Raw genomic sequence first — 13,776 nt, 5'->3', positions numbered from 1 at the left:
GTATAAATATCAGGTGGTGATGGAACCTTCAACCCCGGCACCGCGTTGCGGTGCGCGCTTTTATCACCGCCCGCATGGGGCGATGCTTTACGCGCTATTTGGTAACCCGTTCCATCAGGCGTGTCCGGCGCCTGGGCGCCACCGCTTATTTCAGGTAATAGTCCACCGTGGTGACCACGCGGACGGTCTTTTCCGCCTGCTGGGTCTGGCTGACGCCGGCGGCGTGGTCCCGGGCGCGGATCTGGAACACGCCCTGGTTGGCACGGCGAAGCTTGCCCACCTCGGCGTTGGCGTCTTCGGCAAACTGCTCGGCGGACTGCCGGGCGGCGGCGGTGGCGTTGGCGATCATTTCCGGTTTGATGTCGTTGAGCCGGCTGAACAGATAGCTAGGGCCGCTGTCGCCGTAGTCGGACGACAGCACCACGCCGGCATCCACCAGCTCGCCGATGGCCTGTGCGGCCCGGCGCACGCGATCGATATTCTGGCTGCGCACGGTGAGGGTCTGGTTGATGATGAAGGTCGGCCCGCCGTCGCTGCTCTGGTAGGGGTCGGCGCTGGTATCGTTGACGCTGAGTTTTTGCAGCTCTACTGCGTCGGTGTCGATCTGCTGGCGGTCCAGAAAGGCCATGACGGCGCGCTGGCTCTCCCGGGCGTTGGCCTGAGCGTTTTCCAGGGTGTCGCCGGTTGCCACAAAGCGCAGCGGCCAAAGGGCGGTGTCGGCGGTGACGTCGCGCTCGGCCAGGCCTTTTACCGTCACGTAGCGGTCGCCGGTGCCCAGATCGGTCAGGCCGCTGCCGATGAAGGTAGCGGCGATAATGCCGGCGGCGCCTAAAATCAGCGCGGGAACGATACGCATAGCGACCCTCTGTGTTGGGCTGGATGGATGCTGGATTAGCCAGTGACGTGCGGGGGGCCGATCAGGCGTCGGGAATCTCCAGCGCGTCCTGCACGGCGGGCCAGGCTTGCTGCTCGCCGCTGCGGGTAGTTACGCCGTCGACAAAGGTCTTGACCTGCGCGGGGTGGTTTTGCAGCCACTGGCGAGCGACGTCGTCGGCGGGCTTTTCGTCAAAGCTGTAGCCGTAGATCATCGCGCTCTGGTCGTCGGCGCTGAAGCGCAGCTGGTTGAGAAGCCGGGTGGCGTTGGGCTGCTGCTCGGCAAAGGTCTGGGTGACCAGGGTGCGCACGTTGCTGCGGCCGCTTTCGTCGCCCCAGAAGTTTTCAGGGTCGTCAAGGTAGCGCACGTCGTATTCGATGTTCATCCAGTGCGGCGTCCAGGCGGTGAAGACGACCCACTCTTCGCGCTGTAGTGCGGACTTGACCGTGCTCAGCATGCCCGGAGTGGAGGTTTCGGATACGTTCCACCGGGTCAGATCGTAGGTGTCCTTGTCCCTGTTATCGTCAAGAATCTCACTGATGCCCGAGCCTACTTCGATGGCATAAATCGTATCGCCAAATTTTTCGCGCAGCTCAGGATCCTTGAGGTCCTCACCCGAAGTCACGCCGGCATCATAGACGTAGGTGGGCACGGCAAAGCCCAGCCGTGCGCCGTCGACGTTGTTGCCCAGATCGTTGATCACGCCCTCTTTCATGGCGGTATCGTAGGAGGCGCTCTGGCCGGGCAGCCAAGCGGCGAGGTAGACGTCCACATCGCCCTGGTTCAGCGCTTCGTAGGCAATGGTGGAGCCCAGCTCCTGCTGCTGGGGCGCGTAGCCCAGCGCTTCCAGCAGCTGGCCGGCAAGCTCGCTTTTGACGGTGACCCCGGGCCAGGAAGGCACGGCAAAGCGCACCTCGGCGGGCTCTTCGGCTGCGGCGGCAGCGCCGGCGGCAAGCGCGCCGATGAGCACGGCGGCGCCCAGGGCGGGCGGAACAAAGCGTTGGTGGGAATACATGATGGCTCCTTGAAAATCCGCGAATGAAACGTCCATGCACCGAACGTTGACGAAGAAAAGGTCAGAGCCAAAGCTTACCCGCCCAAGCGCACGGAGGGCAAAAAGCGGCTACAGCAGCAAAAGCGACAGCAGGTAGACCAGCACAATGGCGGTGACGCCCTGTACCAGCGTCGCCAGGGTCTGGGCGCGGTAGGCAAGCCCCACGCTCATGCGGCTAAAGCGCGAAACCACCCAGAAAAAGCTGTCGTTGGCGTGGGAAACGGTCATCGCCCCGGCGCCGATGGCCATCACCGTCAGCGTGCGGCCCATGTCGCTGCCCAGGCCCAGCGCGTCAAGCATCGGCGCGACCAGCGCTGAAGTGGTCACCAGGGCTACGGTGGACGATCCCTGAGCGGACTTCAGCCCGGCGGCGACGAGAAACGGCATGAAAATGCCGATGCCCAGGGCGGAAAGCGTGCTGCCCAGATAGTCGCCCAGCGGCGAGGCGCTGAGCACCGCGCCGAACGCCCCGCCGGCCCCGGTAATCAGCAGAATGGGCGCGGCAGAGACGATGCCTTCGCTGATGCGCTCGCTGAACTCGCTGATCTTGCTGTCGCTTTTCAGCAGCGTTGTGGACAGCAAAAGACCGATGAGCAGGGCGACCAGCGGCTGGCCCAGCAGGCTGAGCACGGCCATGACGCTGCCTTCGCCGAAGGGCGCGGCGGGCAGCCGGGCCACGGTGCCGATGCAGATCAGCGCGATGGGCACGATGATCGGCGCGAACGCCGCCAGCGGCCGGGGCAGGCGACCGTAGCTGGCCTTGAGCGCTTCCCAGTCCTGGTGCTGGTGGCGGGCATCAACTTCCGTCAGGGTATCGTCCACGTCCGGCTGGGTATTGACGAAGCGCCGCGCCCAGAACATGCCGGCAAGGGCGGCTACCGCAGCCACGGGAATGCCGGCGGCAATCACCAGCCCCAGGTTGGATTCAAGCCCCAGGTTGCCCGCAGCGGCAATGGGCCCCGGCGTGGGCGGAATAAAGGTGTGAGTGGCGTAAAGCCCGGTGGCCAGCGCCACGCTCATGGCGATGGGCGAGGTGTCGAGCTTTTTGGCCAGCGACTCCTTCAGTGAATTGAGGATAATAAAGCCGGAATCGCAAAACACCGGAACGGAGACGATGTAGCCGATCACCGACATGGTCAGCGTAGGGAAGCGATCGCCGAGTTTGGCGATCATGACGTCGGCCATGGTGATCGCCGCGCCGCTTTTTTCCAGGATCACTCCGATAATGGTACCCAGCACGATGACCAGACCGATGTAGCCCAGAATGCCGCCAAAGCCGGCGGTGACGGTCTCGACTATCGAGTCGATCGGCAGCCCGTAGGCAAATGCGGTGATAAACGCCGCGCCCAGCAGAGCAAGAAACGGATGCAGCTTGAACTTGCTGGTGGCCAGGATGATACATCCCACCACCAGCAGTAATGTCACGATCAGACCCATGGTGATCCCCGGCAGGTTGCGTTTTTCTGTTGGGCGGCGGAGTCGCCGCGTCGCCGGATGCTTTAATACGCATCCGCCAGGAAAAAGTAAAGAGGCGGCCGCGTTTTGTGCCCGCACTTTGGCGCGGGCACCCGGCGCTTAAAACGCCACGGTAAGGCCTAGATTGTAGCGGCGGCCGTCGAGGACCTTTTCGAAGTCGGCGTAGTTCACGTTTTTGTCCAGGGCGTTGTACACGCCGCCAAACAGCTTGGCGCTGGGCGTGAGCTGATAGGTGGTGCCCACGTCAACGAAGGTGTAGGAGGGGATTTCCCGGCCGCTGCTGCCGTGAAACTGCGGCGCGCCGCTGGAGCGGCCGCGGAAGTTGACCCGGGTCCAGGCGGAAAGCGGGCCTTGCGGCGCCCAGTCCAGGGTGGCATTGGCCATGTGCTCGGGCAGGTTGTTGAGCGATGCGCCCTTGTCATCGCCGCTTTTCTGCTCGGAGTCGGTATAGGTGTAGCTGGCGGTAAGCGAGTAGGTCTCGGCCAGCGGCAGGGTCAGCGTGGCTTCAATGCCCTGGGTCACGGCCTTGTCGATGTTCTTGCGGGTATCGATATAGGCGTATTCGTGGTCGTCGCCTGCCACGATGCACTCCGGTGCTACGTCGTCGCCGCGGTAGGCGCCGCTGTAGCACACCGGGTCCTCGGCGATTTTGTCTTTGAACTTGTTGTGAAAGACGGTGAGCCCTGCCTGAACGCCGCCGTCACTGTCCCAGCGCACCCCCAGCTCTTTGTTCAGGCTTTTTTCCGGCTCCAGATCCGGGTTGCCGATGAGCAGGGCGTTGCCGCCGGGCCCGCCGGTGGCCTGGCCCCAGCTCGGCGCGGTGTAGCGCAGGTCCGGGGCGCGATAGCCGCTGGTCACTCCGCCTTTTATTGTCCACTGCGGTGTTGTGTTCCACACGCCGTAAAGCCGCGGCGTCCAGTGGGTGCCGTAGTTTTCATCCTTGTTCAGGCGCGCGCCGCCGGTAAGGGCGAAGTCTTCGGTGAGCATCCACTCGTCTTCAACGAACAGCGCCCACTGCCAGCGGTCGATCTGCCCTTCGCCGTCTGCCAGGGTGTTGCCCTGGCTGGTGAGCTTTTGCGCCCCGTACTGGCCGCCAAGCGTTAGCATGTGCATGCCCAAAGGCAGCACCGTCTGGGTGTTGAACACGGTGTTTTCGTAGTCGATGCCGCCCCGGGCGCTGGGGTTGCGGACCTTCTCGTGCTGCACGTAGCTGTCTGAGGTGCCGATATCCCAGCTGCCTTGGTGGCTGAGCGTATAGTGGCGGCGGTCGTATTCATCCGTGGAGCGGGTGTTGGGGCCGCGCCGGCCTTCTTCGGCGATGGACTTGCCGGGATTGGTGGTGCGCTCCTGCTCGCTATAGCCGGCTTCCAGGGACAGATCGTGATCCTCGGAGACGTTCCAGCTCAGCTCGGCCGTGGCGTTGGCCAGGCGCTGGTCGCTGTAGCCGTTGACGATGCGGTCTTCGTCGCGCTGTGTGTACTGCCCGTAGACCTTGAGCCCGAGCACGTCTTCTGTGAGCGGCCCACCCACGTAAAAGCGGCTCTGCTGGCGGTCGCCGGAGTCGGCGTCTTCCTGAATGGTGGTGTCGACGGTGACGCTGCCGCCCCATTCCCGTTCGACGCTGCGGGTGATGATGTTGATCACCCCGCCCAGCGCGTCAGAGCCGTAAAGCGATGACATCGGCCCGCGGATGACCTCGATTCGCTCGATGGCGGAAAGCGGCGGCAGCCAGCCCTGCTCGATGCCCGGGCCGTCGCTGCCGGGGCGCGTCTCGCGGGAGCCCTGGCGCTTGCCGTCCACCAGCATCAGCGTGTATTTGGCGCCCATGCCGCGCAGGCTGATGTCCTTTGAGGAGCCGCCGCCGGTGACGATGACGCCGGGCACGTTTTTCAGCGCGTCGGTGACGTCGCGGTAGGCCTTGTCTTCAAGGGTTTGGCGATCGATCACGCTGATTGAGGCCGGCGCATTTTTGGTCTGCTGCTGGTGGCCGGTTGCGGTGACCACCACATCGTCAAGCTTGGCGGTGTCTTGGGCCTGGACAGCGGCGCTGGCGAGTCCGGCCATGGCCAGCGCCAGCCCGCGCTGGGAAAACCGGGAGTGGGGACGTAAGGCCTGCCGGGGCGGAAGAAATGACATGAGGTTCCCTGACGGATGCGGTGTGTGAATTAGCAACGCGCTATAAGCTAATGGGAATACTTTTTATTTGCAATAACTATCGCATCCATACGGGAATTTTTCGTGCTACAGCGCCGCCGCGACGGCGTGGAATCGTTGCCCAGCGTTCGCCGCAAACGTGTGCCGCAAACGTGTGTCGTAAACGTCGAGCACAAAAAACCGGGCCGCGTTGGCGGCCCGGTTAGAGGAACGGCGTTACGCGCTGTGCCGGTTCGCGTCAGCCGGCGTTGCGCGGTGCCGGCTGGGAAAATACCGTGACCTCGGGCAGGTCACCGGTAAATTTCTCAACGTCGGCGACCCCGGTCTGCCCGCAGTTGGCCTGGGCCAGCTTGGAGGTGGCAATGCCCGGCGTCAGCACGTTGACGTCGCCGTAGCTGCACAGGCTGCCGATATTGCGGGGAGTGACCGGGTCGAACCAGCCGCCTTCCTGCACGCGGATGACGCCGGGCATGATGTCTTCGGTGACCACCGCGCCGGCGAGCAGCTGCCCGCGATCGTTGAACACGCGCACAACGTCGCCATCCTTGATGTCGCGCGCGCTGGCATCCCGAGGGTTGAGCCAGCAGGGCTCGCGCCCCTGCACCGCGTAGGTCTCGCGGAAGGAGGTGCCGCAGATTTGCGAGTGCAAACGCCCGCGGGGGTGGTTGCTGGCAATGCTCAGCGGGTAGCGGGTGGTGGGGCCGTCAAGCCGCTCGATGGGCTCAAGCCAGGTCGGATGCGGCGGGCAGTCGTCGTAGCCGTACTCGGCGACGGCGCGGGAGTAGATCTCGAACTTGCCGGTGGCGGTGCCCAGGGCGTTGAGGATCGGGTCTTCGCGGAAGGCTTCGTGCCTGACGAAGTATTTCTGTTCGTCCTTTAACGGGAAAGCCAGCGGCTCGTTGGAGTCCCAGAACACGTCAAAGACCGGCATTTCCATGCCCTTGGCGCGGGCCTCGATCTTGGCGCCTTCGTAGAATCCGCGAATCCAGTCCATCTCGGTGCGGCCTTCGGTAAACTCGTAGCCCTTGCCCATCTTGTCGGCAATGGCGGCGAAAATGTCGAAGTCGTTGCGCGCCTCGAACTGCGGCTCGACGATCTTTTTCATCGCCACGACATGGCTCAGGGCGTAGTCGCCGAGCTGCTCGATGTCGTTGCGCTCGTAGGAGGTGGTGGTGGGCAAAACGATATCCGCGTGCCGCGCGGTGGCGGTCCACTGGAAGTCGTGCACGATAAAGGTGTCCAGCTCCCGCCAGGCGCGGAGCATCTCGTTGCGGTCCTGGTGGTGGGCAAAGGGGTTGCCGCCTGCCCAGTAGGCCAGCTTGACCAGCGGAAGCTCAATCTCGCTGCCGTTGAACTGCATGGTCTCGCCGGGGTTGAGCAGGGTTTCGACGAAACGCGCCACCGGGATCATGATATCGCTGCCGGACTCGTCGACAGAGCCGCCGTCACCGCCGCCGGCGGCATCGCCGATGGCCTTGAGAATCGGGCTTTCGTGAGTCGGTGCGCCGCCGGACGAATAGTGATAGCTAAGGCCGTAGCCGCCGCCGGGCAGGCCGATCTGGCCGAGCATGCAGGCCAGGGTGACCAGCATCCAGGTGGACTGCTCGCCGTGGTGCTGGCGCTGCATGGAATAGCCCAGCGCCAGCATCGTGCGGTGGCCGGCAAAGCGCCGGGCCAGATCGCGAATGGTGTCCGCCTCAAGGCCGCAGATCTCCGCCGCCCAGTCGGCATCCTTGGGCTGGCCGTCGGTCTCGCCGGTCAGGTAGGGGAGGAACTTGTCAAAGCCGCTGGTATAGCGGTCGAGAAAGGCCTGATCGTGGAGGTCTTCGCTGTACAGCGTATGGGCAATGCCCAGCATCAGCGGCACGTCTGTCTGCGGCTTGGGGGCGATCCATTCGCCGTCCAGGTACTCGCAGGTCTGGGTCATCAGCGGGTCGATGGAAATAGCCTTGACGCCGGCTTTCTTGAGCGCCTCCATGCCCTCGAAGGCCCCGTGGTCGGCGATCTGCCAGGAGATCTGGGAGTTGTTGCGCGGATCGCAGCCCCAGTACACCATCAGCTCGGTATGCTCGGCGAGCACCGGATAGGTGGTGCACTGCTCGTAGACTTCGATGGAGCCGCTGACGTAGGGCAAAATCACCTGGGCCGCCCCGGTGGAGTAGTCACCGATGCTTGAAGTAAAGCCGCCGGTCAGGTTCAACATGCGCCGCAAAAGCGTTTTGCAGTTGTGCAGCTTGCCGGGGCTTTTCCAGCCGTAGGAGCCGCCGTACACCGCCTGCTGGCCGTAGGTGTCGCGCACCCGGGTAATTTCCCTGGCGACCAGGTCAACCGCTTCTTCCCAGGTAACGCGGACGAAGTCGCCGTCGCCGCGGCTGTCCGGGTCGGCCCCCGGTCCCTGCTCCAGCCAGGCGCGGCGCACCATCGGGTAGCGGATGCGCGAGGCGGAATAGATCGAATCGCGCACGCCTGCCAGCATCGGGGTGGGGTGGGGGTCTTTGGCCCAGGGCTTGAATTCGATGGCGCGGCCGTCTTCGACGATGCCCTTGAAAGCCCCCCAGTGGCTGCCCGAAAGAATGGCCTGCCGGCCGCTTTGGGCCCAGGCGCCGCGGCTTAGCAGCGACATCGAAAACGGCAGAGAGCCCAGTGCCGCGGTGGCGGCAGAGCCCTGGAGAAAACGGCGCCGGGAGAAGGCGCTGACGGAAGCGTCGGAAAACTTGGTACTCATGCGGACTCTCCTTCAATTCGTTCGGTCGCTATCGCTTCTTCTCCCTCAAGCGCAGCGGCAGACTCACCGATCAGGGCAAGCACTAAATCGCCGGCGGCGGCGTAAAAGCCGTCGGCGTCCTGGCGGGACAGCGCCGCGCAAAAGGCCGGCACCCAGCCCTGAAGCCGGCGGGTCATGGCCCGGGCGAGGGCGGTCTGGCTCTCGCCCAGGGCCATGGCAAGGGCGGCAAGTTCAACGGACAGGTGGTCCGCCGGCTCGCGGTACGCGCCGCTGACGTGCCGGTCAAGGGCGCGCAGGGTGGCTTCCATCTCGGCCACCGGCGTGCCGCCGAGCACCGTGCCATCGGTGCCCGGCTGCCAGGCGCTTTCGTAGGGCAGCACGGCGCTGGGCGGAAAGATGCCCTCGAACAGCGCCGTATAGCGACGCTGCAGCGTGACGGCAAGCGCTGCGGGGGCTTCCCGGGTAAGGGCCCGGTCAATGGCCCGGGCCGTTTCTTGGGCGCGCAGCCGCTCACCGATTTGCGCCCGCGCATCGCGCCCGGCCGGGGCGGCGTTGGCTTCAACCCATTCTGCGTCGGGCGGGGCGGCAAAGGCCCCGCCAAGCCAGTCTGCCGCGGCCATCAGCGTGGCGATGTCGGCTTCGCGGCTCATTGCGGCACTCCTTCGCTGGCGTGCTTGGGCACCGGCTTGCCGGTTTGGTCGGGCGACAGATCGCTTGAGTGGTTTTGCAGGTAGGCAAGGATCAGGCGGTATTCGTCGTCGCTGAAGGTGGTGAAGCGCTCCATGGACTTGAGCGTACCGACCCACTGGTTGGCCGTGTAGTGCTCCTTCGCCGGCAGCGTATGGCAGGACGAGCAGCTGGTCTGGTAGGCGTTTTTGCTGTAGCTCCAGAGCGCATCGAGGTCAACGTTCACGTCGCCGACGTCAGACCAGGCCTGCAGCGTCACCGGGCGCCATAGCTGATCGGTGTCAGGATCGGTTTCGGTTTCGCCGCGCTGGGTGGCCTCAATGGCGTCGTCGCCAAGGGCGGCCATGATGACCCGCTGGCCTTTTTCCTGATAGATCACCATGGGGGAGTTGGCCGGCTGCCAGCCTGTGATCTCGAACTTGAGCCTGTCGTCTTTGCGATCCAACACTTCAAGCGAGGCGCCGCCAAGAAGCTTGCCGTCTTCGTTTTCACCGCGGGAGGCGTCTGCAGAAAGGTACAGCGACTTGGTGCCGGCAACGTAGATGCGCTCGCCCACGTCGATTTTCTGCGGCTTGCTGGTGGGCAGCGGCGGGCGGTTGTCCACCACGTTATCGAGCATCACCACTTCTTCGGTGCGGTTGGGTTCAGGCATGCCCGGCGCCGGATTATCAATGGCCGGCAGGTGGTTCAGGTAAACGGCCATGGCCTGCACGTCTTCCCAGGGGAGCTGGGAGGTGTTTTCGATCACTTCTGCCATGTCGCCGCCGGCCTTGCGGCCGATGGGGCTAATGCCGGTATGCAGGTAGTTGGCAATGGAGGCGGCCGACCAAAAGCCGATGCCGGTTTCGTCCGGGGTGATGTTGGGGAAGTAGCCGGTGCCTTCGGGGTTTTCGCCGCCGGCGTAGCGCATGTCGCCGGGTACGTTACCCATGAAGGTGCGCGGCGAGTGGCATTCAACGCAGTGGCCGGCGCTTTCCACCAGGTAGCGGCCCTTCTCGAACTGCTCGTGGTCCACCCCTTCCGGCAGGCTGTCCGTGCTTACGCCGATCTCTTGGGTGCTTTTGTCGTTAAGAAAGGCAAGCCGCCAGACACCGATGCCCCGGCGCAGGTTGTAGGGGAACTTGAGCTCGTGGTCGGGCACGACCTTGTCGCTTTCCGGAAGCGCCATCATGTAGGCGTAGAGGTCACGTACGTCTTCCGGCGCCATGCGCACATAGGACGTGTAGGGAAACGCCGGATACAGGTTTTTGCCGTCGGGCCAGGGGCCGCCGGGGCCGACGCCTTCGCGCAGTGCGCGGTCAAACTCGGCCAGGCTCCAGCCGCCGATGCCGTGCTCCGGATCGGGCGAAATGTTGGGCATGTGAAACTTGCCGAAGGCGGTATCCAGCACCATGCCGCCGCCCAGCTGTTCGTCGCTCTCTTGGCCGGTGGTGGCGTGGCAGGTGGCGCAGTCGGAGGCGACGAAAATGCGCCGGCCGTTGTCGAGATCGGCCTCGCCCTTGGCGCTTTCAATATCGGGAATGTCGTGTGTCGCCGACCACATCCAGGGGGAGGTGAGGACGAGGAATCCGGCGACGCCGACGGCGGCAAGTGCCACCACCGTCACGGAAATTTTTTTGCCTTTGCTTGGCATGGCATGCTCCCTTGGTTGGCGCAAGACGGTTGCGCGTCGCTTACGCAATACGCGTCTTTACGCAATACACAGCTCGAATAATCGAACTTGAAAAATCGGCTATTGTTGTATTTTCTTAATAGACGGTACGAGTTTTTACGTATTTATGAAACAGTATATAATAGTATCTTAATAAATTACGATGCTGGCGGCAGGTGCGATGCCCCATAAACTGCACTTTGGTTGATGCGCGTCAACGGTGCCGTTTTACTATACGTATTCAGTAAAACAATCCGAAAAGTAAAAGATGCTTTTTATATATGTTTTATTATCAGTTTCTTTTATGTTAGCTGAGAGCGGCCCGCGCGGTGTGCATGAGCCGCTATCGGCAGAAAGGCCAGAACTCCAGCAGGCCGTCGCACCGAAACTCTGCCTCGCAGGCCGCCAGCTGACGCTGATAGCGTGAGGCGCTGCGCGATACCTGACGGGCCGCTTGACGGACCGCCGGCTTGCGCCGATAGGAGCCGCGCTGATAGCCGCCCTGTCCTTCGTGATAGGCCAGATACAGATGCTCGGGGTTATGAAGGGAGAGCCCTGTCATGCGGTGCGTGCGGGCGTTGTACCAACCGATGAAGTCGGTGGCGTGCTTCATGTGGGTGCGGCGTGCAAAAAGGCGCCCGGCGTCGTCTTTGTATTCTCCCCAGACCGGGTCCTGAGCCTGCGCGTAGCCGTAGGCCGACGAGGGGCGCGTCCAGGGAATAAAGCCCAGCAGCCGCCTTCGCGGCGGTTTTACATGGCTGCGAAAGCTGGACTCGCGCTGGATAAATGCCATCTGCGTGGCGATAGGTGTGCCCCATTTCGCCTGCGCGTCTCGGGCGTAGTCGTACCAGTCGGGCTGTTCGCGAAAGATCTCGCAGATATTTTGCTGGTTGGGCGGCGGCGCCGGCGCCAGCATGGCACAGCCGGTCAGCAGGGCGGCCAGCGCCGGCACGCTGACCGTCTTTAAAAGCGATGCCGGACGGCAGCGGGATTGCATGGTCGTAAAGCTCCTTTTTTGCAGCGCACTCGCTTGCAGGCCGGGTATGTTCAAAGGCCTGCAAACAGACCAGAGTGCTTATAATAGGTTAGGATGCTTATAATAGACCAAAGCACTCAAGACGGGCGTTGAAAACGCTGACACTCCCTGCCCGCCGCGCTACGCGCTCATCGTCTTTGACGGCGGATTTTTAATCGGACGCCTTTAGAGGCGATTTGTAATGAACACACGTTACCGAATCGGAGCTGACCATGCCTGCCATGCTGCACGTGTACTTTCCCTTTAACGGCCCCTTTGGCGAGGCCATGCACGAGATGATGGCCGAACTCGCCGCCAGCATCAACGAAGAGCCCGGCCTGCGCTGGAAACTCTGGACGCAGTCTCCTGAGCGCTGCCAGGCCGGCGGGGTGTATCTTTTCGATGATACGGCCAGTGCCGAGGCCTACCTTGCAAAGCACAGCGCGCGCCTTGGCGAGATGGGCATTGCCGGTATCGAAGCGCAGATCTTTGAGGTCAACGAGCCTTTGTCACGCATCAACGGTGGGCCGCTCGGCCGGTAGGCGGCGATCACCCGGCTGGAAAGCAGGCCGGGTGGGCCCGCTGCATCAGTTGCGGGGGTCGTCTACCGGCTTGTTCGCCGCTGCATCGCGCGGTGGCGTAGCGTGGTCATCGGGGCGCACATAGGGGCGGCGCAGGGCAATACGCAGCGCCGGGATGAACGTCAGCAGCAGCAGACCAAACGGCAGCCCGCTGGCAATGGCCGCCGACTGAAGCGCATCCAGCCCGCCGGCGCGCAGTAGAAAGGCGGTCACCAGCCCCACCGCCGCGACCCAAAAGAAGCGCTGCCGCCAGCTGGGGGCGTTACCGTTTGAGGTAAGCGTTGAGACCACCAGCGCGCCGGAGTCGGCCGAGGTGACGAAAAATATCAGCACCACCAGCACGGCCACGCCCGTGGTAAAGGTGCTGAACGGGAGATAGTCGAGCAGGCGATAAAGGCTCTCGTTGGGGGCAACGGTGACGATCTCGGCAAAGCCGGCATTTTCGAAAAGCTCCAAAAACAGCGCGTTGCTGCCAAACACCGTCATCCACAGAAAGTTGAACAGCGTCGGGACAAACAGTACGCCAAGCAGGTACTCGCGAATGGTCCGGCCCCGGGATACCTGAGCGATGAACATGCCCACAAACGGCGACCAGGAAATCCACCAGCTCCAGTAGAAAATCGTCCACTGCGACTGCCATTGGGTGCCGGTGTAGGTTTCATTCCACGTAGACAGCTTAGGCAGGTCGTTTATATAGGTGCCCAGATGCTCACCCAGCGCCTTGAAAATGAAAAGCGGCTGGCCGGCAAACAGTACAAACAGCATCAGGCCTGCCGCGATGATCAAGTTGAGCTTGCTGAGTAGACGAACCCCGTTACCCAGCCCGCTGAGCACGCTGACCATGGCAAGTGCGCACACCACGCCGATCACGCCAAGGTTGAGCCCCAGGCTGGCGTCCAGCCCGGTGAGCTCAGCGATGCCGGCGCTGGCCTGGCTGGCACCGAGCCCGAGAGAGGTGGTGATGCCAAAAATCGTACCGATCACCGCGGCCATATTGGCCACCCAGCCCACCCGGCGCGCCCAGGCGGGGGGCAAAAGCTCACGCAGCGGCGCCTCAAAGCTGAGCCTGTGACCGGTGTTATAGTGAAAAAACGCCAGCGTCAGCCCGACCAGCGCGTAGATGCCCCAAGGGTGCAGCCCCCAGTGCAAAAACGTCATCTCCATAGACACCTGGGCGGTTGCGGCATCGCTATCCAGGTACGGGCCAAATGAAGCGTAGTGCTGCAGCGGCTCGGACACGCTGTAGAACAAAAGCCCGATGCCCATGCCGGCAGCAAACAGCATGCCAAACCAGTCAAGGCGGCTGAACTCGGGGCGTGCGTCAGGCCCGCCCAGGCGAATCCGAGCCAGCGGCGTAAACAGCAGATACAGGGAAAACAGCAGCACCGCGTTCATGATGAGGATGAGCAGCCAGCCGGTAGAGCTTGCCATGGTGTCCTGCAGGCGGGAGAACAGCGCCGCTGCCACGTCACCCTGCCAGCCTACCCACAGCAGCAGCAGGGCAATAACGGTGGCGGAGGTGATAAACAGGCTCATTTTCTTGAGCGATGGCATGGTAT

Annotated in this window: 10 protein-coding genes; 1 reads left to right on the top strand and 9 read right to left on the bottom strand. The window is 63.2% G+C overall.

Annotation, left to right across the window (positions count from 1 at the left end):
- Window positions 1–145 precede the first annotated feature (145 nt).
- From ABD654_RS01925 to ABD654_RS01890, 8 genes are all read right to left on the bottom strand, one after another.
- A complete protein-coding gene (locus tag ABD654_RS01925) occupies window positions 146–856 on the bottom strand; it encodes an SIMPL domain-containing protein (protein ID WP_344701729.1) in 711 nt (236 codons plus the stop codon).
- A 61-nt stretch (window positions 857–917) separates the two neighbouring features.
- Window positions 918–1,889, bottom strand: coding sequence for a glycine betaine ABC transporter substrate-binding protein (locus ABD654_RS01920; protein WP_344701727.1), 972 nt, complete (start codon window positions 1,887–1,889; stop codon window positions 918–920).
- A 108-nt stretch (window positions 1,890–1,997) separates the two neighbouring features.
- The gene (locus ABD654_RS01915; RefSeq protein WP_344701725.1) at window positions 1,998–3,365 is read right to left on the bottom strand and encodes a GntP family permease; all 1,368 of its coding nucleotides are present in this window, start codon (window positions 3,363–3,365) and stop codon (window positions 1,998–2,000) included.
- Window positions 3,366–3,503: 138 nt separating this feature from the next.
- Complete coding sequence (locus ABD654_RS01910; RefSeq protein ID WP_344701722.1) at window positions 3,504–5,540, bottom strand: TonB-dependent receptor domain-containing protein; 2,037 nt, start codon at window positions 5,538–5,540, stop codon at window positions 3,504–3,506.
- Window positions 5,541–5,796: 256 nt separating this feature from the next.
- Entirely contained in the window at window positions 5,797–8,283 is a 2,487-nt protein-coding gene (torA, locus tag ABD654_RS01905) for a trimethylamine-N-oxide reductase TorA (RefSeq protein WP_344701720.1), read from the bottom strand.
- Window positions 8,280–8,933: a TorD/DmsD family molecular chaperone gene (locus tag ABD654_RS01900; RefSeq protein WP_344701718.1), complete on the bottom strand. Its 654-nt coding sequence runs from the start codon at window positions 8,931–8,933 to the stop codon at window positions 8,280–8,282. Before ABD654_RS01900 ends, torA begins: the two co-directional genes overlap by 4 nt.
- Entirely contained in the window at window positions 8,930–10,603 is a 1,674-nt protein-coding gene (locus ABD654_RS01895; protein WP_344701716.1) for a c-type cytochrome, read from the bottom strand. The genes ABD654_RS01900 and ABD654_RS01895 overlap by 4 nt, the downstream gene beginning before the upstream one ends.
- Before the next feature lie 361 nt (window positions 10,604–10,964).
- On the bottom strand, window positions 10,965–11,618 hold the full coding sequence (locus ABD654_RS01890; protein WP_344701714.1) for a transglycosylase SLT domain-containing protein: 654 nt from the start codon (window positions 11,616–11,618) through the stop codon (window positions 10,965–10,967).
- A gap of 251 nt (window positions 11,619–11,869) precedes the next feature.
- On the opposite strand from ABD654_RS01890, the gene ABD654_RS01885 reads away from it, so the two are divergent.
- Window positions 11,870–12,178, top strand: a complete 309-nt coding sequence (locus ABD654_RS01885) for a monooxygenase (protein WP_344701712.1) — start codon at window positions 11,870–11,872, stop codon at window positions 12,176–12,178.
- Between the two features lie 45 nt (window positions 12,179–12,223).
- Here the strand turns inward: ABD654_RS01885 and ABD654_RS01880 are convergent, their stop codons facing one another.
- A complete protein-coding gene (locus ABD654_RS01880; RefSeq protein WP_344701710.1) occupies window positions 12,224–13,771 on the bottom strand; it encodes a BCCT family transporter in 1,548 nt (515 codons plus the stop codon).
- Window positions 13,772–13,776 lie beyond the last annotated feature (5 nt).

It is taken from the genome of Halomonas cibimaris (assembly GCF_039537045.1).
GTDB classification, from domain to species: domain Bacteria; phylum Pseudomonadota; class Gammaproteobacteria; order Pseudomonadales; family Halomonadaceae; genus Vreelandella; species Vreelandella cibimaris.
This window is presented reverse-complemented; position numbering and strand designations above follow the sequence as displayed.